This window comes from Lysobacter sp. 22409 (genome assembly GCF_052045105.1).
GTDB lineage: Bacteria > Pseudomonadota > Gammaproteobacteria > Xanthomonadales > Xanthomonadaceae > Lysobacter > Lysobacter antibioticus_B.
Map to the genome: position 1 here is coordinate 42,246 of NZ_JBQEOE010000009.1, position 25,262 is coordinate 67,507.

The following is a 25,262-nucleotide window of genomic DNA, read 5'->3' on the forward strand; positions in this document are numbered from 1 at the left end:
TCGCGCCCATGAAATCGCCTCTCATCGAAGTCGACGCCGCTCGACGCCCGCCGCTCGGCATGCCGCCAGCCGTGTTCCTGCGCGACTACTGGCAGAAACGCCCGCTGCTGATCCGCAACGCCTTTCCCGGCCTGCAATCGCCGATCCAACCCGAAGACCTGGCCGGCCTGGCCTGCGAAGAAGGCGTGCTGGCGCGGCTGATCCAGCACGATCGCGCGAGCGATCGTTATTCGCTGCGGCATGGGCCGTTCGAGGAGTCCGAATTCCCCGGCATGCCGCACCAGGACTGGACGCTGTTGGTCCAGGACGTGGACAAGTGGGACGCCGACGTCGCCGCGCTGCTGCCGGCCTTCGATTTCCTGCCGCGCTGGCGCATCGACGACATCATGGTCTCGTTCGCCGCGCCCGGCGGCTCGGTCGGCGCCCATGTCGACCAGTACGACGTGTTCCTGCTGCAGGCCCAGGGCCATCGGCGCTGGCAGATCGACGCCCGCCCCGGCGCGCCGCAGGATTTCCGCCCGGACGCCGAGCTGAAGCTGCTGCGCGAGTTCGAGCCGAGCCACGACTGGGTGCTCGGCCCCGGCGACATGCTGTACCTGCCGCCCGGTGTGCCGCACCACGGAGTCGCCGAGGATGCCTGCCTGACCTTCTCGGTCGGCATGCGCGCGCCGTCGGCGGCCGAGCTGATGGGCGACTTCATCGACACCCTGGCCGCCGAAGCCGACGAGAGCCTGCGCTACCACGACCCCGACCTGAGCCCGCCGGCCGATCCCAACGAGATCGACGCCGCGGCGATGGGCCGGGTGGTCGAGGCCTTGAACGTCTTGCGCATGAACGACCCCGACCGCCTCGGCGACTGGTTCGGCCGCTTCATCACCGTCTACCGCGCCGCCGGCGAAGTCTCGTCCGGCCATGAAGACCCGCGCTCTCGCATCGAGATCGAATGGGACCTCGAGCGCGGCGCCAGCCTATGGCGCCACCCGTGGTCGCGCATGGCCTGGCGCAAGGCCCATGCGCAGCCGGCCAGACAGACCAAGGCGCAGGGCGCGCTGGCCCGGCTCTACGTCAGCGGCCAGGAATTCGCCCTGCCCGCCGGCGACGCCCAGGCCATCTCGGCCGCCGCCGAAATCGACGCCGCCGTGTATTCGGCGCTGTCAGAAGCCGGCCGCGATTGCGTCCAGGAACTCATCGCCGCCGGCCATTACCGCCTCGGCCTCGACGACGAGGACGGCGGAGAAGAGGAATGAGCACCGGGTTCCGGGTCGTCGCCGTCGCCGACTACGCCGCTGCCTTGGCGGCGCTGCGCTCGGTCCGCGAGGCGGTGTTCGTGCAGGAACAACAGGTCCCGGCCGAGATCGAACTCGACCCGCACGACCCGTTGTGCCAGCACGTGCTGGCCCTGGATGCCGAAGAACGCCCGATCGGCACCGGCCGGCTAACCCCGGACGGGCGCATCGGCCGCATGGCCGTGCTCGCCGGCTGGCGCGGCCGCGGCGTCGGCGAGGCCCTGCTCGATGCCCTGATCGAACGCGCCCGCCAACTCGGCTGGCGCGAGCTGTCCCTGCACGCCCAGGCCTCGGCGATCGGTTTCTATGCCCGCCGCGGCTTCCTGCCGTTCGGCGAGCGCTTCGTCGAGGCCGGCATCGACCACCAGTCGATGCGCCTGTTGCTCGACGCCGCCAACCCGGTCGAAACCCGCGCTGCCGCCCTCGCCGCCCTGGCCGGAGTCGTCGCCAACGCCCGCCGCGGCCTGTCGATCTACAGCCGCGACCTCGACCCGGGCCTGCTCGACCGGCCCGAGGTGGTCGCCGCGCTGCGCCGGCTCGCCACCTCCGGCGGCGCAATCCGGGTGTTGCTGCACGACCCGGGCGCGCCGCAACGCGCGCTCGCCCCCTTGATCGGGCTGAGCCAGCGCCTGTCGAGCGTGTTCGAGTTCCGCGCCATCGAAGAGCCGGTCGACCTGAAATACCCTTCGGCCTATGTGGTCAACGACCGCGACGGCTGGTACTACCGCCCGCTCGGCCACCGCTACGACGGCGAGACCCGGCTCGACGGCGGCGCACGCGCACGCCAGCTGCGCGCGCATTTCGACCCGGTCTGGGAGCGCGCCCGCCCCTGCAGCGAGTACCGCGCGCTCGGAATCTGAGGCTCGGGTAAACCGCCTTCGGCCACGCTCGGCGCCGGCCCGCGGCCCGCTTGCGACCGGCCCTGTTGCGCCCAAGCGGCATTGCCGGAACGGTCCGTATCCGCTCCGGCATCGGATATCGAACAAAATCGGCCGCTTAGACATAAGTAGTTATGCCGCTGGCCTTAACACTACCGCTATAATTCCGGGCCTTGTCCGCGCGCCCCTGGCGTATGCGCGACCCCAATCCGCCCACCTAGAGTTTCCCGATAGCCATCGTGGACAGTCTCCTGAAGCAGTTCTCGCAATCCTCGCAACTCGGCGCCAACGCCGCCTTCATCGAAGACCTGTACGAGCAGTACCTGGTCGACCCCGAAAGCGTCGGGGGCAAATGGAAAGCCTATTTCGACGGGTTCAAGGGCCGCGAAGCCGGGGACATCCCGCATTCGGCCGCCATCGAAAGCATCGCCGCCGCCAGCCGCGCCGCCTCCCGGGGCGTCGTAACGGCCGCCGCGGGCGGTTCCCAGGCCAGCGACGAGCGCGAGCGCTCGGTCGGCAAGGTGATCACCGCCTACCGTTCGCGCGGCCACCTCGCCGCCAACATCGATCCGCTGGGCCTGCTCGAGAAGCCGGAAGCGCCGGACCTGGCGCTGGGCTTCCACCGCCTGTCCGAGAGCGACCTGTCGGGCGAGTTCAGCACCGGCGGCGTCGCCGGTAAGGAACGCATGAAGCTCGGCGACCTGCTCGCCCTGCTCAAGGCCACCTACACCGGCCCGATCGGCGCGGAGTTCATGCACATCGCCGACGCCGAACAGCGCCGCTGGATGTACGAACGCCTGGAAGGCGCCGGCGGCAAGTTCGCCCGCAGCGCCGACGACAAGAAGCGCATCCTCGAGCGGCTGACCGCGGCCGACGGCCTGGAACGCTACCTCGGCACCAAGTACGTCGGCCAGAAGCGCTTCTCGCTGGAAGGCGGCGACGCGCTGATCCCGCTGATGGACGTGACCATCCGCCGCGCCGGCGAACAGGGCGTGCAGGACGTGGTGATCGGCATGGCCCACCGCGGCCGCCTCAACGTCCTGGTCAACACCCTCGGCAAGCCGCCGCGCAAGCTGTTCGACGAGTTCGAAGGCAAGTTCGACCACGACGAGCACGCCCACACCGGCGACGTGAAGTACCACATGGGCTTCAGCGCCGACGTCGCCACCCCGGGCGGCCCGGTCCACCTGGCGCTGGCGTTCAACCCCTCGCACCTGGAAATCGTCAACCCGGTGGTCGCCGGCAGCGTGCGTTCGCGCCAGACCCGCCGCGGCGAGAACGGTCGTGCGCAGGTGTTGCCGGTGCTGCTGCACGGCGACGCCGCGTTCGCCGGCCAGGGCGTCGGCATGGAACTGTTTCAGATGTCGCAGGCACGCGGTTTCGCGGTCGGCGGCACGGTCCACATCGTCATCAACAACCAGGTCGGCTTCACCACCAGCGAGCGCCAGGACGCGCGTTCCACGCTGTACTGCACCGACGTGGCCAAGATGGTCGGCGCGCCGATCCTGCACGTGAACGGCGACGACCCGGAAGCGGTGGTGTTCTGCGCCGAGCTGGCGCTGGACTTCCGTCAGCGCTTCGGCCGCGACGTGGTCATCGACCTGGTCTGCTACCGCCGCCACGGCCATAACGAGGCCGACGAGCCGGCGGCGACCCAGCCGCTGATGTACCAGGTGATCCGCAAGCACAAGACCCCGCGCGAGCTGTACGCCGACCGCCTCGTTTCCGAAGGCGTGCTCAAGGCCGAAGACGCGCAGGCTCTGGTGGACAACTACCGCGACAAGCTGGACCAGGGCGCGGTCACCACCGAGCTGGTCGAGGTCAAGCCGGACGAGTTCACCATCGATTGGTCCAAGTACCTGTCGGGCAAGCTCAGCGACCCGGTCGACACCAAGTTCGAGCGCAGCAAGCTCGACGCGCTGGCCACCCAGATCAACGCGGTCGCCGACAACGTCAAGCTGCACCCGCGCGTCGCCAAGATCTACGAAGACCGCCGCAAGATGGCCGCCGGCGAGCTCGGCGGCGACTGGGGCTTCGCCGAGAATCTGGCCTACGCCACCCTGCTCAGCGAGGACTACAAGCTGCGCCTGGTCGGCCAGGACAGCGGCCGCGGCACCTTCTTCCACCGCCACGCGATCCTGCACGAGCAGAGCACCGACGCCTACGTCATGCCGCTGCGCGAGCTGGTGCGCACGCCGTCGGACATGACCATCATCGACTCGCTGCTCAGCGAAGAAGCGGTGATGGCGTTCGAGTACGGTTATTCGACCGCCGATCCCATGACCCTGGACATCTGGGAAGCCCAGTTCGGCGACTTCGCCAACGGCGCCCAGGTGGTGATCGACCAGTTCCTGTCGTCGGGCGAAGCCAAGTGGGGCCGTCTGTGCGGCCTGGCGCTGTTCCTGCCGCACGGCTACGAAGGCCAGGGGCCCGAGCACAGCTCGGCGCGCCTGGAACGCTTCCTGCAGCTGTGCGCGCTCGAGAACATGCTGGTCTGCGCGCCGACCACGCCGGCACAGGCGTATCACATGATCCGCCGGCAGATGCGCATGAGCACGCGCAAGCCGCTGGTGGTGATGACGCCCAAGTCGCTGCTGCGCCACAAGCTCGCGGTCTCGACCCTGGACGAACTGGCCAACGGCGAGTTCCAGCACCTGATCCCCGACGCCCAGGCCAACGTCAAGAAGGTCAAGCGCGTCGTGCTGTGCTCGGGCAAGGTCTATTACGACCTGTTCGAGCAGGCGCAGAAGGACGGTCTGGACGACGTCGCCCTGCTGCGCATCGAACAGCTGTACCCGTTCCCGCGCGAATTGCTGGCGGCCGAACTCAAGCGTTACAGCGCGGCCAAGGACGTGGTGTGGTGCCAGGAAGAGCCGCAGAACCAGGGCGCTTGGTACCAGATCCGCCACCACCTGTCCGCCTGCCTGGCGCCGAAGCAGAGCCTGCACTACGCCGGCCGCGCGCGTTCGCCGTCGCCAGCGGCCGGCCACCTGGCCGACCACGTCGCCGAGCAGACCAAGCTGGTCGCCGACGCGCTGGTCAATTCGCTGCAAGGCGAGTCCAGCGCTGAATAAGCGCTGGCCTGCCGACCCTACATCCAAGAACGACACACACCCTTTCAAGCACTCCAGGATGCCTGCCCCATGAGCACCGAGATCAAAGTCCCCGTCCTTCCCGAGTCGGTCTCCGACGCCACGATCGCCACGTGGCACAAGAAGCCGGGCGATGCGGTCAAGCGCGACGAGAACCTGGTCGATCTGGAAACCGACAAGGTCGTGCTCGAAGTGCCCTCGCCGGTCGACGGCGTGCTCAAGGAAATCAAGTTCGAGGAAGGCGCGACCGTGACCAGCCAGCAGCTGATCGCGATCGTGGAGGCCGGCGCCGCCGCCGAAGCCAAGCCCGCCGCCGCAGCCGCTCCGGCCGCCGCCAAGGCCGAAGCGCTGCCGGCCGCCGGCGCCCAGCCGATCACCCCGAAGGCCGAAGCCCCGAAGGCCGCAGCCTCCAACGACCAACTGCCGCCGGGCGCGCGCTTCACCGCGAACAAGGAAGGCATCGACGCTGCGCAGGTCGAAGGCACGGGCCGCAAGGGCGCGGTGACCAAGGAAGACATCCTCAACTACGCCAAGTCCGGCGGCGTCGGCAATGCCTCGGGCGCCCGCCCGGAAGAGCGCGTGCCGATGACCCGCATGCGCGCGCGCATCGCCGAGCGCCTGATGCAGTCGAAGAACTCGATCGCGATGCTGACCTCGTTCAACGAAGTCAACCTGGGCAAGGTCATGGCGATGCGCAAGGAGCTGGGCGAGTCCTTCGAGAAGGCCAACGGCGTCAAGCTCGGCTTCATGAGCTTCTTCGCCAAGGCCGCCGCCAACGCGCTGCAGCGCCACCCGGTGGTCAACGCCTCGGTCGACGGCAACGACATCGTCTATCACGGCTACGCCGACATCTCGATCGCCGTGTCGACCGACAAGGGCCTGGTCACGCCGGTCCTGCGCAATGTCGAGCGCATGGGCTTCGCCGACGTCGAGAAGGCCATCGGCGACTACGCCAAGAAGGCGCGCGACGGCAAGCTGGCCCTGGAAGACCTGCAGGGCGGCACCTTCACCATCACCAACGGCGGCACCTTCGGCTCGCTGATGTCGACCCCGATCGTCAACCCGCCGCAGTCGGCCATCCTCGGCATGCACGCGATCAAGGAACGCGCCATCGTCGAGAACGGCGCCGTGGTCGCCGCACCGATGATGTACATCGCCCTGTCCTACGACCACCGCATCATCGACGGCAAGGACGCGGTGCTGTTCCTGGTCGACATCAAGAACCAGCTGGAAAATCCGCATCGCATGCTGCTCGGAATGTAAGGGCGAGCTGAGAGTAAAGAGGAGTGAGGAGTGAGTGGCAGACGTTGCTTTACTCATTTCTCACTTTTCCATACTCACTCCTTTTCTTCTGAATCATTTCGAGCCACCAAGGACCCCCAATGTCTGAACAATTCGACGTAGTCGTCATCGGCGCCGGTCCGGCCGGTTATCACGCCGCCATCCGCGCCGCCCAGCTGGGCCTCAAGACCGCCTGCATCGACGCCGCACTCGGCAAGGACGGCAAGCCCGCCCTCGGCGGCACCTGCCTGCGCGTGGGCTGCATTCCGTCCAAGGCGCTGCTCGACAGCTCGCGCCAGTTCTGGAACCTGCAGCACCTGTTCGGCGAGCACGGCATCAGCGCCGACAACGCCAAGATCGACGTCGGCACCATGGTCGGCCGCAAAGACAAGATCGTGAAGCAGTTCACCGGCGGCATCGCGATGCTGTTCAAGGCCAACAAGGTCACGCCCTACTACGGCTTCGGCACCCTGCACCCGGGCAACATCGTCAAGGTCAAGCAGCACGACGGTTCGGAAGTCGAGCTCAAGGGCACCAACGTCATCATCGCCGCCGGATCGGATTCGATCGAACTGCCGTTCGCCAAGTTCGACGGCGACAAGATCGTCGACAACGTCGGCGCGCTCGACTTCACCGAAGTGCCCAAGCGCCTGGGCGTGATCGGCGCCGGCGTGATCGGCCTGGAACTCGGCAGCGTGTGGAAGCGCCTGGGCGCCGAGGTCACCATCCTCGAAGCGCTGCCCGACTTCCTCGCCGTGGCCGACGCCGAAGTGGCCAAGACCGCCGCCAAGGAATTCAAGAAGCAGGGCCTGGAGATCAAGCTCGGCGCCAAGGTCAGCAAGGCCGAAATCCAGAAGGACGGCGTCCACCTGACCTATAACGACGGCAAGGCCGACCAGCAACTGGTGGTCGACAAGCTGCTCGTCGCGGTCGGCCGTCGCGCCGCCAGCAAAGGCCTGTTGGCCGAAGGCACCGGCGTCAAGCTCAACGAGCGCGGCCAGATCGAAGTCGACGAGCATTGCCACACCGGCGTCGACGGCGTGTGGGCGGTCGGCGACTGCGTGCGCGGCCCGATGCTCGCGCACAAGGGCTTCGAGGAAGGTATCGCCGTGGCCGAGCTCATCGCCGGCCTGCCGGGCCACGTCAACTTCGACACCATTCCGTGGGTCATCTACACCGAGCCGGAAATCGCCTGGGTCGGCCAGACCGAGCAGCAGCTCAAGGCCGAAGGCACGCCGTACAAGACCGGCAGCTTCCCGTTCGCGGCGATCGGCCGTGCGGTGGCCATGGGCGAGCCGGCCGGCTTCGTCAAGGTCATCGCCCACGCCGAAACCGATCGCGTCCTCGGCCTGCACCTGGTCGGCGTAGGCGTGTCGGAGCTCGTGCACGAAGGCGTGCTGACCATGGAGTTCAAGGGCTCCGCCGACGACCTCGCACGCATCTGCCACGCTCACCCGACCCTGTCGGAAGCGATCCACGATGCGGCGATGGCGGTCGACAAGCGCGCGATTCATAAGGCCAATTAAGGCCGGGAATCGGGAATGGAGAATCGGGAATCGGAAGAGCGCCACGCGCTAATCCGGTTCCCGATTCGCTTTTGGGGCGGAGGGAAAGTCCAGCCTCTGAAGGCTCCAACTCCCTGATCCACACTCCCGTCTTCGCTTCGACCCGTCGCAACGCCTGTGCTCTAACGACTCCCGACTCCCGATTCCCCATTCCCGGCAACAGCCATGCGAACCCTCTGCGTCTACTGCGGCTCCAATTCCGGCTCCAGGCCGATCTATACCGAACGCGCGATGGCGCTCGGCACGCGCATGGCCAAGGACGGCATCGCCCTGGTCTACGGCGGCGGCAACGTCGGCCTGATGGGCACGGTCGCCGATGCGGTGCTCGAAGCCGGCGGCGAAGCGATCGGGGTGATTCCCGAGCAGCTGGTGAACTGGGAAGTCGCCCACCACGGCCTGACCAAGCTGGAGATCGTCGGTTCGATGCACGAGCGCAAGGCGCGCATGTTCGACCTCGCCGACGGCTTCGTCGCCCTGCCCGGCGGCTTCGGCACCCTCGACGAAATGTTCGAGATGCTGACCTGGCGCCAGCTCGGCATCGGCAACAAGCCCTGCGCGTTTCTCGACATCGACGGCTTCTACACGCCGCTGATGTCGATGCTCGACCGCATGGTCGAAGAACGTTTCCTGCACGCCGACCAGCGCCGCGACCTGTGGCACGGCGACGACCTCGACACGATGCTCGCCTGGATGAGCGAGTACCAGCCGGCCGCCGCATCGAAGTGGATGGACGAGAAGCGGCGCAACGCCCTGCGCTAAGCTGCAAGGCCCGATAAGCTGCGAGGCCCAGGGACAGGAGGTCGGATCATGCGTTGGATCGTATTGCCGTTGGCCGTGCTCGCCGTGGCGGCGTGCAAACCGGCCCGGCCTCCCGCGAGCGACATCGACCGCACCACGGTCGAGATCGAACGTAGCGGCTGCCTCGACAGCTGTCCGGTCTATAAGTTGCGCATCAACTCCGACGGTGTGGCGATCTTCAGCGCCCGCGACTTCACCGGCCGCCACCCGCTGCGCAGCGCGAGCGGCGACTTGGTGATCCCGCACGAAATCGCCGACAAGGACCGTCGCGCCCTGTTCCAGCGAGTGAATTCCAAGGCCTTCGCCGAACTGCTGCCGGACTACTCCAGCGGCGTGTCCGACGGCCCGACCACGACGATCACCGTCAACACGCCATCCGGCGAGCGCCGCGTCACCCAGAACGCCGTCGCCTGCCTGCGCGACAGCAAGAAGCCAGGCGCCCTGTCGTCCACCTCGATCGACCCTCAAGCACGTTTCGTGCCCGATGTGTTCTGCGAGACCGTCGCCCTGATCGAAACCGCGAGCTGCGCCGGCTTCTGGTCCGCGCAAACCCGTCCGCCGCAGGACCCCAACGATCCCCGATTGTCGCCGCCGGAGCGTTGCCGCTTGCCGTCGTTCGGCGCAGCGGCGAATGCCGGTTCCGTGCAGCCATGAAGGCGAGGCGTTCCGGTGCGACGAATCGCCCTAGTTGCGGATCGTTTCTTGTAGGAGCGGCGCGAGCCGCGACCGCGCTGTAAGGGGTTTGCGGCGTTTCGCTCACGCAAGATAAAGATCTAAATCAAACGCTAAAAGCTTCCGCCACTAAAGCGGCGGGTTACTTTCTTTTGTCATAAGCAACAAAAGAAAGCTAACCAAAGAAAAATGCTTTTCTTTGAATCACCGGCCGCACGTTCGATGCCGACGCAGGGATTTTTCATACGGGACATCCATGTCCCGATGAAAAACGGCCTGCATCCATGCAGGCCGCCCTTCGGGTCTTCGATTGCCTTCGCAAGACTGATGCTGCGCACAGCAACAACAGTATCGGCAATTCAACAATTGCTGTCGCTGTCGCTGTTGCTGTTGCTGTTGCCGTTGCCGTTGCCGTTGCCGTTGCCGTTGCCGTGAAAGCTTGGCGCAGTACCGAACTTGCGATGCAACCGTAGACCCGGAGGGCGGCGCACAGGACGTGCGCCGTTTTTCGATAGGACATGGATGTCCTATCGAAAAATCCCGGCGACCGCATCGAACTCGTGGCCTGTGCCCTTGCAAGGAAAGCCCTTTTCTTTGGTTACCTTTCTTTTGGGCTTAGCAAAAGAAAGTAACCCGGCCGCGTCAGCGGACGGAAGCTGTAGACCTTGATGTTGCTTCATCGCTCTGCGGCAAGGAACGCACCAACCGCGAGTTGCGCGGTCGCGACTCGCGTCGCTCCTACCCCCACGACGGCACGCCGCTGCGATGAATGACGTCGGCGTTGCCGTGTCTGCGCGTCCTTTGGTCGCGGCTTACGCCGCTCCTACAAGGGGCTGCAACCACTCGCGAGCGCCCCTGCCAGAGGCCAAAAAGACCGCGATTACCCACTCGGCTATCATCCCCCATCACGATCCACCCGCCCCACCCGGTGCCGCTCCACGCCCCGTACCGCCGCCAGAGCACGCAATGACCCTACCCGCCTCCTTCGACGCCTTCCGCATCCATAACGACGCCAGCGGCTACCGCAGCGGCATCGAGTCGGTCTCGCTCGACGATCTCGCGCCCGGCGAGGTGGTGATCAAGACCGCGTACTCGTCGGTCAACTTCAAGGACGCGCTGGCCGGCACCGGCGAAGGCAAGATCCTGCGCCGGTTCCCGCTGGTCGGCGGCATCGACGTCGCCGGCCACGTGGTCGCCTCGAGCGATCCGGCGTTCAAGGAAGGCGACGCGGTGCTGGTCACCGGTTGCGGCCTCAGCGAGGTGCGCGATGGCGGTTACGGCCAGTACGCGCGCCTGCAGGCGCAGTGGACGATTCCGCTACCGGCCGGCCTCAGCCTGCGCGAGAGCATGATCCTCGGCACCGCCGGCTTCACCGCCGCGCTCGCCCTGCACCGCATGCTCGACAACCGGCAGACGCCGGCGCAGGGGCCGCTCGCGGTCACCGGCGCCACCGGCGGCGTCGGTTCGCTGGCGCTGGACATCTTCAGCCGCGTCGGCTTCGAGGTGCACGCGATCAGCGGCAAGCCCGAACAAGCCGATTACCTGCGCTCGATCGGCGCCCGCGAGGTGCTCGGCCGCGACGCCCTACAGACCGAGCGGCCGATGGAGTCGGCGCGCTTCGGCGGCGGCCTGGACAACGTCGGCGGGCCGATGCTGGCCAGCCTGCTCGCCCAGACCGCGCCCTACGGCAACGTCGCCACCGCCGGGCTCGCCGCCACCCACGAGCTGGCGACCACGGTCATGCCGTTCATCATCCGCGGCGTGTCGCTGCTCGGCGTGGCCTCGGCGGGCACCGCAAGAAGCATCCGCGACGAGATCTGGCAGCGCCTGGGCAGCGACTGGAAGCCCGCGCATCTGGACCGGATCTGCACCCGCGAAGTCGGTCTGGCCGAGCTGCCGCAGGTATTTCCGGGCATGTTGGCCGGCGGTTCGGTCGGCCGGACCCTCGTCGTGATCTAGTTGGCATTGCAGCGGCGCGGCGCGTCGCTACAATCGGCCGCAGGTTCTTGGGGGAAACACATGGCGCGTATTCTGATCGTCGACGATTCGCCGTCCCAGCTGATGGGCATTCGTCGCATCGTCGAAAAACTGGGGCATGAAGCCTTGACCGCAGAGGACGGCGCCGCCGGCGTCGAAGCGGCCAAGCGCGAGCTGCCCGATATGATCCTGATGGACGTGGTGATGCCGAACCTCAACGGGTTCCAGGCGACGCGCTCGATTTGCCGCGAATCCACGACGAAACACATCCCGATCGTGCTGGTCACGACCAAGGATCAGGACACCGACCGCGTCTGGGGCATGCGCCAGGGGGCCAAGGCCTACATCACCAAGCCGTTCAGCGAGACCGATCTGTCCGAGATCATCGCGCAGCTGCTGCCTTCGGCCGCCTGAATGCGGCACGCGGGCCCGGCAGGCCGGCGCCTCGCAGCAGAACGAACAAACCCGGCGCAAGCCGGGTTTGTCGTTTCCAAACTCGCTTCAGCGCATCGGCGGCGCACTCGGGCCACCACGCACCGGCTGCGGCATCGCAGTCGACCGGCCACGACGCCCCACGCGGCCGATGGCCGCGGCAGCGCTCAGACCCGCCGCCAATCCTCGCCGAAGGCCACCCGCATCGCCTCGTAGGCATCGTGCTGCGCCGGCGTTTCCGCGCGCGGCGCCAGCACTTCCAACTCGACGATCTGGTCGCCCGCCTGGGTGCCCGGCAGGCCGCGGCCGCGCAGGCGCAGCTTGCGCCCCGCCTCGGAGTTGGCCGGGATCTTGAGCTCGACCGGGCCGCCTAGGGTCGGCACGCTGATGGTCGCACCGAGCGCGGCTTCCCACGGCGCCAACGGCAACATGTAGATCACGTTGCGGCCGTCGACTTCGAAATGCGGATGCGCGGCGTATTCGATCTCGAGCAGCAGGTCGCCGTGTGCGCCCTGCCCGGCCAGGCGGATCAGCTGGCCGGGGCGCACGCCCTTCGGCACGCGTACGTCGAGGGTCTTGTTGTTGACCGAAATGCGGATGCTGCCGCCCTCGTACACCGTTTCCAGCGACACCGCGAGCTTGGCCCGGGTATCGCCGCGCGGCGGCGCGCTGCGGGCGCCCTGCTGGCCGAACCCGCCGGCCGCCGAGCGGCCGCGACCGAACAGGGTCTCGAAGAAGTCGCTGAAACCGCCGCCGGCGCCACCGCCGGCGAAGATCTCCTCGAAGTCCGGGCTGCCGCCGCCGTAGCCGCCGGCGCTGGGCTGCACTTCGTCGCCGGGCCGGTAGCCGCGTGCGCGCAACTGATCGTAGGCCGTGCGCTTCTGTGGGTCGCGCAGCGCCTCGTAGGCCTCGTTGACGGCCTTGAACTTCTCCTCGGCGCCGGCCTCCTTGCTGACATCGGGATGGTACTTTCGCGCCAGGCGACGATAGGCCGTCTTAATCTCGGCCTCGCCCGCGCTCGGTTCCAGGCCGAGGGTTTCGTAATAATCCTTGAACTGCATCGTTGCTCCCCACATACAAGCGCCATACGCGGCGCAGCCCACTCACGCCGTCTTGACGCATCATTAGCCTGACAGCATGGCGGCGACGACCGCGATTTCAAGTCGCGTTGACGCGGTATTTAGCACCTGCTGCCTAGACTCGAACCCCCACAGGAGATTTCCATGAGCATCCAGGTCGGCGAACGCCTTCCCGAAGTCGTACTCAAGCGCATCAACGAAGGCATCGAGAACGTCGATACCCGGGCCCTGTTCGACGGCCGCAAGGCCGTGCTGTTCGCGGTGCCGGGCGCCTTCACCCCGACCTGCTCGGAGAAACACCTGCCCGGGTTCGTCCAGCATTTCCAGGAGTTCCGCGACAAGGGCATCGAAGTGCTGTGCCTGGCGGTCAACGACCCGTTCGTGATGCAGGCCTGGGCCCAGAGCCAGCACGCGCCGGACGGCATGATCATGCTGGCCGACGGCAACGGCGACTTCACCCGCGCGCTCGGCCTGGAGCTCGACGCCAGCGCCTACGGCATGGGCACGCGCGCCAAGCGCTTCGCGTTGTACGCCGACGATGGCGTGGTCAAGCAACTGCACGTCGAAGAACCCGGCGAGTACCGCGTGTCCTCGGCCGAATACATGCTGCAACAGGTCTGAGCCGCGGCCGGCCCGGATCGCCACAGGTCCGGGCCGCTCGCTTCATCGACTCCATCGACGCGCCGCTGCGTTTCCTCTTCACCCGCCCGCACGAGGTTCCCGCTCTCTTCCCCCGACCAGCCAGGAGGCACCATGCCTGCCAAGCCCGTCAGCAAGACCGTCGCCCGCCCGGCGTCCACGCAATCGTCCGCCGGTAAACTCTCGGCGTTCGTCACCGACCTCGCCACCATTCGCGCGCGTGCCCGCAAGCACATCGAAGACGGCGCGATCACCGACAGCTACCGCGCCGACCGCGAGGCGGTGATCAAGTTGCTCAACGAAGCCCTGGCGACCGAAATCGTCTGCGTGCTGCGCTACAAGCGCCACTACTTCATGGCCAGCGGCCTGATGGCCGATGCGATCAAGGCCGAATTCCTCGAACACGCCAACGAAGAACAGGCGCATGCCGATCGCATCGCCGAACGCATCGTCCAGCTCGGCGGCGCCCCGGATTTCAATCCCGACGTGCTGTCCAAGCGCGCGCACGCCGAATACGTAGAAGGCACCGACCTGCGCGACATGGTCAAGGAGGATCTGGTCGCCGAACGCATCGCGATCGACAGCTATCGGCAGATCATCGATTACATCGGCGACCAGGACACCACCACCAAGCGCCTGATGGAGGACATCCTGGCGCAGGAAGAAGAACACGCCGACGAACTGGCCGACCTGCTCAACGGCTGGACCGGCGGATAAGCCGCAACAGCCAACGGCCGCGGCTCGCCCCCGCCCCTGTAGGAGCGGCGTGAGCCGCGACCGCGATCTTTCCCGCACGGTCGCACACTCAGTACGATGGCGTCGGTCCCTATCCCGCGATAATTCACGCCTTCGATTACTCGCGCAGGCGTTGCGGACTCTTCGTCCCGTGATCGCGGCTCAAGCCGCTCCTACAGGGGCAGGACACAGTCGCTCATGCGGGAGCGGTGAGCCGCGACCGCGATGCTTCCCGTTCGCTTCGCCTCCTCAGGCCGCCTCGCCCTGCGCTGCCTCGGCGAACAGGCCGCGGCCGAGCGCGAAGGCCGTATGCAGATGGGCGGCGGCTTCGTCGGGGTTGGTATGCAGTAGCAACTCCGAGGTCAGCACGCGGGCGCCGCAGTAATCGAAGATGCCGTGGTCGATTTGGGTCTTCATCGCCGCCTCATAACCGTGCTTGACGTAGGTGCCGGCGCCGGCGCCGCCGACGCCGAGCAAATGCACGCTCAGGCGCTGCAGTTTCTTGACCACCCGCCCGTCCTTTTCCTCATAGGCCCAGCCGTTGGCGAATACTCGGTCGATCCAGCCCTTCAGCAAGCCCGGCATCGACCACCAGTACACCGGGAACACCAGGGCCAGCGCATCGGCCCGATCGATCCGCGCCTGCTCGGCGCGCACGTCCGCAGGCGCGTCAGCGCGCAGGTAGAAACCGGCGACGTCGTCGTGGTTGAAGCGCGGGTCGAAGCCTTCGGCCGCCAGGTCGGCGATCTCGAAGGCGTGGCCCGACTGCGCCAGGCCATCCGCCAGTTGCGCGGCGACGGCATGGGTCAGCGATTGCGGGTCGGGATGGGCGACGACGATGAGTGTGTTCATGAGGACATCCGGCAGAAGAAAGAATTATTACCAAGGGTAACTTACTAGACGTAAGTTACCTTTGGTATGTTTCTTCGTCAAGCGCCGGGAATCCCCCTGCGAGGACCGACTCGGGCTTCGTGCTCGCCCTAACGCAACACCCGGAACCTCACCCGCGACCAGGCGCCGGTATCGGCCAACGCGGTCAGCGTGTGCTCGCCGACTTCGCCGAAGTCGTGGTCGAAACGCGCACGTCCCTGCGATTCGCCGATCAGGCGTCCGTCGAGCAACCAGCGCACCCGCGCATCGCTGCCGAGCGCGCGGATCGATAGGCGCAGCGGCGTCGCATTGCCGGGCGCGCGCGCCAATGTGGCCTGGTCGTCGATGCCTTCGATGCGCAGTTCCTCGACCGCATCGCGGCCGTCGTCGCTGCAGTCCGGCGCCAGCGGCGGCAGGCGCGCGGCCTTGCGGGTGTCGGCGGCGAGCCAGGGCGAGGCCAGCGCCGGCCAGCGCGCGAGTTCGCGCGAACGGCGTTCGTGCGGCTGGCTGCATTCGCCGGACAGGCGCAGGCCGCTGCGCGCATCGGCCTGGTAACGTTCCAGCCCGGCGTTCCACAAGCGCGCATCGCGTTCGGCGAAGGTCGGCGGCACCGAACCGTCGAGCGTCCACGCCTGCAGACGCCGGTGACAGAGTTCGGGCGCCTGCGGGTCCGGCGCGATGCCGAGCGGCCAACAGATCTCGATCTGCTCGACGTTCTTCGGCGGCGGCCGCAGGGCGGCATCGCCATTCTGCCGCGGCAAGCTGTCGATCACCTCGAACAACAAGGGCAAGGCGGTCACCGCGCCGTACTGGCCCGGCAAGGGCGTGCCGTCCGGCCGCCCGACCCAAACCCCGACCGTGTAGCCGCGCGTGCTGCCGAGCGCCCAGGCATCGCGGAAGCCGTAGCTGGTGCCGGTCTTCCACGCCACCCGCGGCCGGCCGCGGGTGTCGAAGGTTTCCTCGACACTGCCGGGACGCGGGTTGGCTTCGAGAATCTCGCGCACGATCCAGGCCGCACCCGGCGACAACAGCCGCCGCTCCAACCTCGGCGCATCGCGCTGATAGCGCACGCGCCCGGCGATGCCGTCGCGATTGAACGCCGAATAGGCGCCGACCAAGTCCTCCAGGCGCGCGCCGGTGCCGCCGAGGATCATCGCCAGGTTCGGGCTCGCGCCGCGCGGCCACTGCAGGTCGATGCCGGCATGGGCCAGGCGCGCGGAAAAACGCGAGGGGCCGACCCGATCGAGCAGATCGACCGCGGGGATGTTCAGCGACAGGCGCAAGGCCGTCGCCGCGCCGACCGGGCCGTTGAAGGCGGTGTCGAAATTACCCGGGCGATAGCCGCCGAAGGATTGCGGCGCATCCACGAACAGGCTTTCGGAATGGATCAAGCCGTCGTCGAGCGCCAGTCCGTACAGGAACGGCTTCAAGGTCGAGCCCGGCGAACGCCAGGCCTTGACCATGTCGACGTGGCCGAGCCGCGCGGCATCGCCGAAGGTCACCGAACCGACATAAGCGCGCGCTTCCAGGCTGGCGTTGTCGACCACCAGCAAGGCCGCCGAGGTGCGCTCGGGCAGGCTGGAGAAATACGCCGATACGCGATCTTCCAAGGTGCGTTGCAGCTCCAGGTCGATGGTCGACGCGACCCGCAAGGCCTTGGGGTTCTCCACGCGCAACCGCTGCGCCAGCAACGGCGCGTAACGCGGCGGTTGCAGCGAGCGCGCGACCACCGGTTCGACCCGGGCGTCGGCGACTTCGTCCTGCGACCAGACCTTCAGCGCCGCCATGCGTTGCAATACTTTGTCGCGCGCCTTGCGCGCACGCTCGGGCTCGCGATCCGGCCGCAGCCGGCTCGGCGATTGCGGCAACACCGTCAGCAATGCGGCCTCGGCATGCGACAGACGCGACGAGGGTTTGCCGAGGTACGCCCAACTCGCCGCTTCCACGCCTTCGACGGTGCCGCCGAAGGGTGCGCGGTTGAGATACAGGCCGAGAATCTCGCGCTTGGACAAATGCACTTCGAGCTGCACGGCGCGCAGCATCTGCCGGCTCTTCGACCACAGGCTGCGCCGGTTCTGCCCGGGCGCGGCATCGAGGATGCGCGCGACCTGCATGGTCAGGGTCGAGCCGCCCGAGACCACGCGGCCGCTGCGCAGCCATTGCCCGGCGGCGCGCAGCATCGCCACCGGATTGATGCCCGGGTGCTTCCAGAACCAGCGGTCTTCGTAGCTCAGCAAGGCCTGCAGATACAGCGGCGAGACCTCGCTGTCGCGCACCGGATAGCGCCAGACGCCGTCGCGGTCGGCGAAGGCGCGCAGCGGCGTGCCGTCGGACGCGGTGACCACGGCGCCGGCATCGCGCGGTTTCGGCAGCGGCAACGGAAACGCGAGATCGAGCAGCATCGCCACGATCGCGAACAGCATCAGCGCCAACAGCGTTTTCAGCACGACACGGCGCCGGGGCGAACCGCGTCGGGACGGCTCGCGCCGGGGCGGAACTGAGGTTTCGGTGGACAGGGTGGACACGTTACGACCGGCAAAGACCATGATCAGCTTACGTCAGCGCGGCGCGCCGTTGCCGAGGAGGCAGCGGCGCACGGCGGCAGGCGCTCAGCCTGCGACGTTGAACGCGGCCAGGCGCAGGCGTCCATCGATGAGATGCAGGATCAGGCTTTCGGCGCCCTCCTGGCGTTCGACGCTCTTGCCGCCTTCGCCGTCGTTCACCTCGACCTCCTCGGCGACCGCCGCGATCACCGAGACCTGGGCGTCGATGAGCTCGTCGTTGCCCTCCTCGCGGTCGGCGTCCGGATCGGGCTGGATGCTGATCGAATACGTTTCTTCGCTCTTGCCGCGTTGCTGCGAACGGCTCGCCACCAGGGTACCGTCCGGCTCGCTCGCGAAGGTCTGCCCGATCACCTGCTCGATGGTCTCGGCATAGGTATCGGCGCGCGAATCGGGAAACAGATCGGCGTAATGCTTTTCGGCCATGGCGCGATCGATCTTGCCGCCGGCGGCCTTGGCGACTTTTTCCAGCTCGGTCTCGTAGATCGGCAGGCCGATGGCCTCGAGCGGGAAGTTCATGCGGCCGAGCACGATGTTCTTGTCGCGCGTGCGGAAGGCCCGGCCCAGTTCGGCGAGCTCGGACAGGACGCGCTGCTGGCGGCTCTGGTGTTCGGCCTGGGCGACGGTCTGGCCGTTCCAGGCATAGACGTAATAGTCGGTGGTCTTGGGCCGCGCCGCCGAACAGATGTCAATCGCGCGCAGATACAGGCGGCCGGTCGAGATCTTGTCGAGCTCCGGGCAGAACTCCGGCATGCCGGCTTGCGGCAGCGCCTGGAAGTCCTGGCCGCGGCTCATCAGCACCACGAGTTTCTTCGACGCGGCCATGGTCGCATCGGGCGTGCCCTGGCCGAACAAGACCACGACATCCTCGTGGCCGTCGCGGTCGAGATCGCCGACCAGGTGTTCGAAGCCCAGCCGTTCGAAGCCGGGGTCGAGCTTGCGCAAGGCCGCGAAGGCGCGCTCGGCGGTGGCTTTTTGCGCTTCGGCGGTGGCAGCCGGCGCGGACGCCGCCGGGGCTGCGACGGATGCATCTTTTGGCGCGGCCGCATCGGCCGGCGCGGCGTCGGTGCCCGACTGGCAGGCGGCCAGGCCGAGCATCAGGGACAGTGCTGCGATCTTGCGCATGTTCGCTCCTTGCGTGGGGTGGCGGTCGCGGCCTCGGGCCGGACCTCGGGCGGTACCAGTGTTGCGGCGCGACCGGGCGTCGGTCGCGCGCGTCGGATTTCAGGCGTCAGACTTCATCGGAATTGTGGTCGAGCAGGTACAGCTCGCCTTCGATCAGACGGAAATTGGCGTGGTAATGGCTGCCGTCGCGCTGCGGCCATTCCAGCATGACCTCGGCATCGACCAGGTAGCTGGCGTCGTCGGTCTCGATCAGGCCCTGGTCCGGGCTCAGATCGATCTGCAACCGATACTCGCCGCTGCTGTTGGCGTCGCGGCCACGCACCGTGGCCTGCCATTCGTCGCTGCCGAGCGACTGCAACCCCGCCTTGCGCAAGCGCTCGACCGCCGTGGCGAAAGCCTCGCGCCGCGGCGCATCGACGAACAAAGAGCGGTCGATGCCCTGCACGGCCGGCGCCGGCGCCGCACCGGGGCGGATCGACAAGGGGTGCTCGCGCAGATGCCGGATCAGCACCTCGTCGCGTTGTTCGCGCAATGCGGTTTCGATTTCGGCCAACTGCGACAGGATGCGTTGCTCGGGCGATTCCTCATCGAGCTCGCGCAAGCCCTGCCCCGACCATTCGTAACGGTGATGCGCGATGGCCTTCGGGAACGGCACCATGCAGGCTTCCAGCTCATCGACCCGCAGCACGCCGTCGACGACGCCGCGCAGAGCCGCGCAATAGCCGAACAGATTCTCGCCCTCGTCGGGCACCAACTGCAGCCCGCCTTCGCGCGCCATCAGCATGCGCACGTGATTGGCGACATGGCGCATCGCCCCCTCTTCGCCGATGCCGTACTCGACCGCGATGTCGTCGCGACCGTCGCGATCGAGGTCGCCGATCGCGTAGTCGGCGTAGTAGCGGTCGAATTGCGGCGTGTCCTTGCGCATCAACGCCTCGGCGGCGATCTGCAAGGGATGGGCCGGGGCCGGCGCTTCGACGACAGGCTGGGCCAGGCTGGCCACAGCCTCGGCCACGGCGACCGCGGTGGCATCGGCGGTCGCCTGCGGCGCTGGATCCGACGCCGCCGGCGCTGCCGGCGCTGCCGGCGCTGCCGGCAGCGTACAGGCCGCCAGCAGCGAGGCCAGCGCGGCGGAAAGCACCGCGCTTCCCGCCGCCCTGCTCCGGATCAAGGCTGACGCACCGTCAGCGAGGCCGGCGAGGCCCGGCCGACGCCACGCAGATCGGGACGGTACATGTCCTCGACCAGCGACGGCGGCACCGTATACGTGCCGGGCGTGACCGCACGCACCAGATAGAACACCCGCGCGGTCTGGTTCTGCTCGAGCTTCAGCGCGGCGATGTAGCGGTCGTCGCGGAACTCTTCGTGGCGGACTTCGGCGGCGCTGCTGCGTTCGGAAATCTCGATCCCGTCGACCACGACACCGGCCCACTGCTTGGCGTCGCCGAGGTTGAAGTTCTCGATCTCCAGACCGGCCGGCAACAGGTCGGTGAGCAACGCATCCGGCATCGCACGCCGGGCCTTGATGGTGACCTGCACGATCAGCGCCTCGCCTTCGACCAGGCCGCCGCCCGACCATTCCTTGCCTTCGGTCGTGTAGTACTTGCGCCCGACTTCGATCATCGAGCTGTCCGCGGCCGGCGCGGTGCGCGGCACGCCGGCGATTTCCATGCTGGCGTACAACGGCGGTTGGCCGCTCGGGCTGAAACTGACCCCGCGGGCCAGCGCGGCGTAGTCGAACACGCGGCCGATCAGCTTGGCCGGGTCGGCGTCCGAGGCGCTGTCGCCAACCGTCCAGCGGCCGGAGATCTGCTTGCTCTGGTCGGCCATCAAGGCCTTGCCGAGCCGCGCCAGGGCGACCTGCTCCTGGGTGCTGAGCCACAGCCAGCCGCTGTTGCGGCGCGCATCGAGCTCGCGGCCCATGCCGACCACGCGCGCCTCGTACTCGGGCTTGGACAGCTTGTGCTCGTGCACCAGGGCGATCATCAAGGCGTCGTCGCGCAAGCGGCTGCCGTAGTCGCCGAGGTACTCGGGACGGTCGGCCGGATCGCGCGCGAAACCTTCCTTGATCGCCTTGGCGCCGCGGCCCTTGTCGCCCTGCAGCGACAAGGCCAGACCGAGGTGGACCAGCGGCAGGCCGGTCAGGCTCTGCTTGCGGTCGTTGTCGTAGAGCGCGCGCAAGGTGCCCAGCGGCGCACGGTTGACCCGTGCGAGCACGTAGCCGGCATGGGCCTGATAGGCGAACTTGAGGTGTTCGCGGCGGTCGTAGCCGTAGAACGAAGCATTGCCCGAGAGCAGATCCTCGTTGAGCACCTTCAGCGCCTTCTGCAGCATCGCCTCGGGCACGGCGAAGCCGCCGTCGCGCGCGTCGAGCAGGAACTCGACCACGTACGGGGTGATCGCCGGATTGACGTAGTCGCCGTCGCCCCACATCGAGAAGTGACCCGAGCCGATCTGCATCGCCGCCAGACGGCCGAACGCGCCTTCCATGCGCGCGCGCCGCTGCTTGGCGTCCAGGCCCTTGGCGCCGAGCATCTTGGCGGTGGCGTCGTCGAGTTCGAGCGCGGCATAGCCCTTGCTCGTGGTCTGCTCGGCGCAGCCGTACGGGTATTCCAGTGCGCCCTGCAAGGCGCTGGCGAACGGGATCGGCGGCAAGGCGCTGATCACCATGCGCGCGTTGACCGAATCGGGCATCAGCCCGTCGGCGAAATCGGCGCCGAGCTGGACCGTGCCGAGCTCGTCGAGCACGCGCGTGCGCGAACGCAGCACCGACGGCCAGGCCGGGCGCACCGGCACGTCGTAGCGGCGGTCGACCTTGTAGCCGTTGCCGTCCACCCGCACCCGCACCTGCGCGGTCGTATAGCCCTCGCGCGCGACGATCGGGAAGGTCAGGGTCCGCTTGGCTTCGACGCCGAGCGAGAGCTTGTGCTGGCCGTCGGACAGGCCGAGCGGGCCGATGCCTTCCACGCGCACCTCGAACTCGCCCGGCTTGCCGGTGAAGTTCTGCACGTCCAGGGTGACGTTGCTCTTGTCGCCGGGCGCGAGCACGCGCGGCGTGCTGGCTTCGGCGAGCACCGGCGCGCGCACCACAGTTTCGGCGTCGCGGTTGCCGTAGCTGCCGCCGGCATAGACCAGGGCCGACACGCGCAGGGTGCCGTTGAAGTCCGGCACCGCCAGCTTGATCCGGGCGATGCCCTGGGCGTCGAGCTTGACCGGACCGGCGAACAGATCGACGGTCTGCACGCGCGCGGTCGGGCGCCGCGCCTGCGGCAACGCCTGCAAGGCCATGTCGCCGCCGAAGCGGATCTTGGCGGTCTCGCCTTCGTAACTTTCGATGACCCGTCCGTAGACGTCGTAGCCGTCGACGCCGAGACGACGCTGGGCGAAGAAATGCGCGGCCGCGTCCGGCACCGGGAAGCGGGTGATGTTGATGATGCCCAGGTCGACCGCGGACACGGTCACATAGGCCTCTTTGCCGGCCAGCTGCGGCGCGCTGACGATGACCGGCAGATCCTGCTCGGGACGCATCAGCTTGGGCACGTTGAGGCCGACCGCGACCTTGCGCTCGCGCCGGTCCATCTTGACGTGGGCCACGCCGACCGCGCGCGCCGGGGTGATCTTGCTCGGCGCGCTGCCGCCGCGGAACACCAGGGCGGTCACGTAGACGTCGTGGCGCTCCCAGTCGGCGGTGACCGGGATCTTGAACTTGCTGCCGGCCTTGGCATCGATCGACTGCACGTACAGCATGCGGTCGCTCTCGACCATCAACAGGCCCGGGCCCGCGTGCGGCGGGGTCAGGGTGACTTCAAGCGTGTCGCCGGCGTTGTAGGCGGTCTTGTCGAGCGCGAGCTTGACCTTGTCGGGACGCGCGTCGAGGCCGCGGTTCTGGTCGTCCCAGCTCCAGCCGGCGCGGAACGGATAGCGCGTGGTCAGCTTGGTCGCCGGGTCGTAGACGTCGACCCGGTACTCGCCCCACTTGACCGGGAAGTTCAGCTTGACCGGCGCGGCGCCGACGTCGACGTTGCGCACTTCGATGTCTTCGTAGCGGCGGGTGAAGTCGTAGTCCCAACCGCCTTCGTCGCCGTAGTTCCAGTGATAGTCGCGGTGCTCGCGGATCAGGGTCACGCGCAGGCCGGTGGCCGGGCGCGGCTTGCCGTCGCTGCCGACGCGGGCGATCTCGAAGCCGGCGTTGCTGTCGGCGTCGGTGCCGTCCTTGTCGTCGAACAAGGGGCGCACGCCGACCAGCGCATCGGCCGGCCACAGCACGCGCTTGAGGCTGCGGTTGACGCTGCGGCCGCCGGTCTCGTAGACGCTGCCGGTGACGATCGCGGCGATGGTGCTGACCGGCTTGGCCTCGTCGGGCAAGGCGATGTCCTGCTGCAACTTGCCGTCGGCGCCCAGGCTGGTGTCGACGACGTCCTTGGCTTCCTTCGGCAGGGTGATGGTGGGGTCGCCGAAGAAATAGCCCGGCAACTGCTCCAGCGGATGCTGCTCGATCATCACCGCGAGCTTGGCGGTGAAACGGTTGCCCGCGGCGGGCGCACCGTACAGATAGGCGGCATCGACGCCGAGCTTGAACGGCAGACCGGGCTTGAGCACGGCCGGCGCATCGAGTTCGAGTTTCAGGCGCTCGGGCAGGAATTCCTCGATGCGCAGGGTCATGCCCTGCACCGCTTCCTTGCTGCTCGGGTCGGTACGGAATTCGACGCGCCAACGACCGGTGGCGGCGTCGGCGGGAATCAGCTGCGCATGCCGCACATAGCCCTGCGCGTCGGGCTGCAGGCGGGTTTCCAGGAAGGTCTTGCCGTCCGGCTGCACGTAACGCAGGAACAGCGGCTGCAGCGCCTTGCCCTTGCTGTCGACCGGCTTACCGTCCTGGTCGCGCAGCAGCGCCGACAGGCGCACGGTTTCGCCGGGGCGGTACAGGTCGCGGCCCGACCAGGCGAACACGTCGAACCAGGCCTGTTCGCGGCCGGCGACGGCGAATTCCGACAGGTCGAGCGCCGGCTGGTTGAACGGCAGCATCGACACGTCGCTGCCGCGTTGGGCGATCAGCACATGGCCGGCATCGAGCTTGTAGCCGAGCATGGCGTTGCCGTTGCTGTCGGTCTCGCCCTTCAGCACCGGCTCGCCTTCGGCGTTGAGCACCTTCAATTCGACGCCGCTGACCGCTTCGCCGGCCTCCAGCGAGGCCACGTGCACGAACAGCTTGTCCTTGTAGGCGCGCGCATGCAGGCCGAGGTCGCTGACGGTGAAGAACGCGGTCTCGAACTCGTCCTTGAACTGGCCGGCGCGCTTCATCACCGCGAAGTACAGACCCGGCTCCTGCAGTTCCTTGATGTCCTGCAAAGGCAGGTAAGTCAGCACGCGCTCGTTGGGCTTGCCGCCGAGCACGAAGCGATTGACGTAGACCGGCTCGGCCAGCTTGGAGAGCGGCTTCTTGTCGTCCCAGTCGCGTTCCAGGTCCCAGCTGCCGCGGCGGCCGCCGCGCTGGTACTCGGAGAAGAACTTCGGCAGTTCCTTTTCCTTGACCCGCAGGAACTCGACGTCGACTTCGGGCACGTTGATCGACACCACCGGCAGGCCGCGGCTGTCGCGCGCCGGCAACACACTGCCTTGCGAGGCGAAACCGACCACCGGATCGAGCGGACCGGTGTGGACCGGCTTGCTGATTTGCTGGCCGATGCGGTCGCCGGCCGCGGCGGTCAGCCCGGCCTTGATGGTGACCACGTAGTCCTTGCCGGCTTCGACGTGCGGGAAGCGCAGGATCTTGCCGCCCTCGTCGAGCACCCAACTGCCCTGCACCGCCGCGCCGTTCTTGTCGGCGACCGCCAGCAGCTCGTCGAAGCTCTGGGTGCCCACCAGGGGCTGGCTGAATTCGAGGGCGATGGCGAGCTCGTCGCTGCCTTTCTGATCGGGATAGGCCGCCACCAGGGCGAAGCCCTTGATCGCATCGCGCTTGGCCTGGATCGCTTCGCCGGTGATCTCCGGCAATTGTCCGCTGGTGTCGCGCTTGCAGCCGGCGACCAACACCGTGGCCGCGATCAGCAAGGCCGCCGCGGCACGGGCCAGGCCGCCGAAGCGGCACCGGTCGCGTCGTGGCGCGAGGTTCGAGAGAGGGGTCTTACTCGTGGGTCCGTCCAAGGGTGTGGCGCGCATCATGCGTATCTCTCGGGAAACTGCGACGGAGTATAGAGCCAGCGCACGCAAGCGGTAATCGTTGTGCTCTATGTCATGGATGCATGACGCGGACACACGGCCGATGTGAACCC

Annotated in this window: 18 protein-coding genes; 12 read left to right on the forward strand and 6 right to left on the reverse strand. The window is 67.7% G+C overall.

Annotated elements, in window-relative coordinates; all coding sequences use genetic code 11:
- Positions 1 to 8 precede the first annotated feature (8 nt).
- The 10 genes from ACTJJK_RS06795 (at position 9) to pilH (ending at position 11,963) form a co-directional block, all read left to right on the forward strand.
- Positions 9 to 1,247: a ribosomal protein uL16 3-hydroxylase gene (locus ACTJJK_RS06795; protein ID WP_223621091.1), complete on the forward strand. Its 1,239-nt coding sequence runs from the start codon at positions 9 to 11 to the stop codon at positions 1,245 to 1,247.
- The gene (locus ACTJJK_RS06800) at positions 1,244 to 2,146 is read left to right on the forward strand and encodes a GNAT family N-acetyltransferase (RefSeq protein WP_031372989.1); all 903 of its coding nucleotides are present in this window, start codon (positions 1,244 to 1,246) and stop codon (positions 2,144 to 2,146) included. The genes ACTJJK_RS06795 and ACTJJK_RS06800 overlap by 4 nt, the downstream gene beginning before the upstream one ends.
- 257 nt (positions 2,147 to 2,403) lie before the next feature.
- Positions 2,404 to 5,238, forward strand: a complete 2,835-nt coding sequence (locus ACTJJK_RS06805; RefSeq protein WP_440729830.1) for a 2-oxoglutarate dehydrogenase E1 component — start codon at positions 2,404 to 2,406, stop codon at positions 5,236 to 5,238.
- Positions 5,239 to 5,307: 69 nt separating this feature from the next.
- A complete protein-coding gene (gene sucB, locus ACTJJK_RS06810) occupies positions 5,308 to 6,519 on the forward strand; it encodes a dihydrolipoyllysine-residue succinyltransferase (RefSeq protein ID WP_031372991.1) in 1,212 nt (403 codons plus the stop codon).
- A 119-nt stretch (positions 6,520 to 6,638) separates the two neighbouring features.
- Complete coding sequence (gene lpdA / locus ACTJJK_RS06815) at positions 6,639 to 8,063, forward strand: dihydrolipoyl dehydrogenase (RefSeq protein ID WP_031372992.1); 1,425 nt, start codon at positions 6,639 to 6,641, stop codon at positions 8,061 to 8,063.
- Between the two features lie 204 nt (positions 8,064 to 8,267).
- A complete protein-coding gene (locus ACTJJK_RS06820; RefSeq protein ID WP_440729831.1) occupies positions 8,268 to 8,861 on the forward strand; it encodes a TIGR00730 family Rossman fold protein in 594 nt (197 codons plus the stop codon).
- A gap of 48 nt (positions 8,862 to 8,909) precedes the next feature.
- Positions 8,910 to 9,554 (forward strand): DUF6438 domain-containing protein, encoded by a 645-nt coding sequence (locus ACTJJK_RS06825; RefSeq protein ID WP_440729832.1) that lies wholly within the window; start codon positions 8,910 to 8,912, stop codon positions 9,552 to 9,554.
- Positions 9,555 to 9,761: 207 nt separating this feature from the next.
- Positions 9,762 to 10,007, forward strand: a complete 246-nt coding sequence (locus tag ACTJJK_RS06830) for a hypothetical protein (protein ID WP_440729833.1) — start codon at positions 9,762 to 9,764, stop codon at positions 10,005 to 10,007.
- 531 nt (positions 10,008 to 10,538) lie between these two features.
- Positions 10,539 to 11,531, forward strand: coding sequence for a YhdH/YhfP family quinone oxidoreductase (locus tag ACTJJK_RS06835; protein WP_440729834.1), 993 nt, complete (start codon positions 10,539 to 10,541; stop codon positions 11,529 to 11,531).
- A gap of 60 nt (positions 11,532 to 11,591) precedes the next feature.
- A complete protein-coding gene (gene pilH, locus ACTJJK_RS06840; RefSeq protein WP_031370810.1) occupies positions 11,592 to 11,963 on the forward strand; it encodes a twitching motility response regulator PilH in 372 nt (123 codons plus the stop codon).
- Positions 11,964 to 12,148: 185 nt separating this feature from the next.
- Here the strand turns inward: pilH and ACTJJK_RS06845 are convergent, their stop codons facing one another.
- The gene (locus ACTJJK_RS06845) at positions 12,149 to 13,042 is read right to left on the reverse strand and encodes a DnaJ C-terminal domain-containing protein (protein ID WP_223621097.1); all 894 of its coding nucleotides are present in this window, start codon (positions 13,040 to 13,042) and stop codon (positions 12,149 to 12,151) included.
- A gap of 162 nt (positions 13,043 to 13,204) precedes the next feature.
- Here ACTJJK_RS06845 and ACTJJK_RS06850 point away from each other — a divergent pair, with 162 nt between their 5' ends.
- The gene (locus ACTJJK_RS06850; RefSeq protein WP_440729835.1) at positions 13,205 to 13,681 is read left to right on the forward strand and encodes a peroxiredoxin; all 477 of its coding nucleotides are present in this window, start codon (positions 13,205 to 13,207) and stop codon (positions 13,679 to 13,681) included.
- 132 nt (positions 13,682 to 13,813) lie between these two features.
- Complete coding sequence (locus tag ACTJJK_RS06855; protein WP_440729836.1) at positions 13,814 to 14,416, forward strand: ferritin-like domain-containing protein; 603 nt, start codon at positions 13,814 to 13,816, stop codon at positions 14,414 to 14,416.
- 267 nt (positions 14,417 to 14,683) lie between these two features.
- On the opposite strand, the gene ACTJJK_RS06860 is transcribed toward ACTJJK_RS06855, so the two are convergent.
- The 5 genes from ACTJJK_RS06860 to ACTJJK_RS06880 form a co-directional block, all read right to left on the reverse strand.
- Complete coding sequence (locus ACTJJK_RS06860) at positions 14,684 to 15,286, reverse strand: NAD(P)H-dependent oxidoreductase (protein WP_223621098.1); 603 nt, start codon at positions 15,284 to 15,286, stop codon at positions 14,684 to 14,686.
- 128 nt (positions 15,287 to 15,414) lie between these two features.
- Positions 15,415 to 17,727 carry a penicillin-binding protein 1C gene (pbpC, locus tag ACTJJK_RS06865; RefSeq protein ID WP_440729862.1) on the reverse strand — a complete coding sequence of 771 codons (2,313 nt, stop codon included), beginning with the start codon at positions 17,725 to 17,727 and terminating at the stop codon, positions 15,415 to 15,417.
- 186 nt (positions 17,728 to 17,913) lie between these two features.
- A complete protein-coding gene (locus ACTJJK_RS06870; RefSeq protein WP_440729837.1) occupies positions 17,914 to 18,990 on the reverse strand; it encodes a hypothetical protein in 1,077 nt (358 codons plus the stop codon).
- Between the two features lie 106 nt (positions 18,991 to 19,096).
- A complete protein-coding gene (locus ACTJJK_RS06875; RefSeq protein ID WP_440729838.1) occupies positions 19,097 to 20,131 on the reverse strand; it encodes a hypothetical protein in 1,035 nt (344 codons plus the stop codon).
- A 26-nt stretch (positions 20,132 to 20,157) separates the two neighbouring features.
- On the reverse strand, positions 20,158 to 25,149 hold the full coding sequence (locus tag ACTJJK_RS06880) for an alpha-2-macroglobulin family protein (RefSeq protein WP_440729863.1): 4,992 nt from the start codon (positions 25,147 to 25,149) through the stop codon (positions 20,158 to 20,160).
- Positions 25,150 to 25,262: the final 113 nt, after the last annotated feature.

Coding starts and splice junctions, on each gene's coding strand:
- ACTJJK_RS06825 (WP_440729832.1), top strand. CDS start 8,910: ATGCGTTGGATCGTATTGCCGTTGGCCGTGCTCGCCGTGGCGGCGTGC.
- ACTJJK_RS06800 (WP_031372989.1), top strand. CDS start 1,244: ATGAGCACCGGGTTCCGGGTCGTCGCCGTCGCCGACTACGCCGCTGCC.
- ACTJJK_RS06845 (WP_223621097.1), bottom strand. CDS start 13,042: ATGCAGTTCAAGGATTATTACGAAACCCTCGGCCTGGAACCGAGCGCG.
- ACTJJK_RS06850 (WP_440729835.1), top strand. CDS start 13,205: ATGAGCATCCAGGTCGGCGAACGCCTTCCCGAAGTCGTACTCAAGCGC.
- ACTJJK_RS06870 (WP_440729837.1), bottom strand. CDS start 18,990: ATGCGCAAGATCGCAGCACTGTCCCTGATGCTCGGCCTGGCCGCCTGC.
- pilH (WP_031370810.1), top strand. CDS start 11,592: ATGGCGCGTATTCTGATCGTCGACGATTCGCCGTCCCAGCTGATGGGC.
- ACTJJK_RS06835 (WP_440729834.1), top strand. CDS start 10,539: ATGACCCTACCCGCCTCCTTCGACGCCTTCCGCATCCATAACGACGCC.
- ACTJJK_RS06820 (WP_440729831.1), top strand. CDS start 8,268: ATGCGAACCCTCTGCGTCTACTGCGGCTCCAATTCCGGCTCCAGGCCG.
- ACTJJK_RS06795 (WP_223621091.1), top strand. CDS start 9: ATGAAATCGCCTCTCATCGAAGTCGACGCCGCTCGACGCCCGCCGCTC.
- lpdA (WP_031372992.1), top strand. CDS start 6,639: ATGTCTGAACAATTCGACGTAGTCGTCATCGGCGCCGGTCCGGCCGGT.
- ACTJJK_RS06860 (WP_223621098.1), bottom strand. CDS start 15,286: ATGAACACACTCATCGTCGTCGCCCATCCCGACCCGCAATCGCTGACC.
- ACTJJK_RS06830 (WP_440729833.1), top strand. CDS start 9,762: ATGCTTTTCTTTGAATCACCGGCCGCACGTTCGATGCCGACGCAGGGA.
- ACTJJK_RS06880 (WP_440729863.1), bottom strand. CDS start 25,149: ATGCGCGCCACACCCTTGGACGGACCCACGAGTAAGACCCCTCTCTCG.
- sucB (WP_031372991.1), top strand. CDS start 5,308: ATGAGCACCGAGATCAAAGTCCCCGTCCTTCCCGAGTCGGTCTCCGAC.
- ACTJJK_RS06855 (WP_440729836.1), top strand. CDS start 13,814: ATGCCTGCCAAGCCCGTCAGCAAGACCGTCGCCCGCCCGGCGTCCACG.
- pbpC (WP_440729862.1), bottom strand. CDS start 17,727: ATGCTGTTCGCGATCGTGGCGATGCTGCTCGATCTCGCGTTTCCGTTG.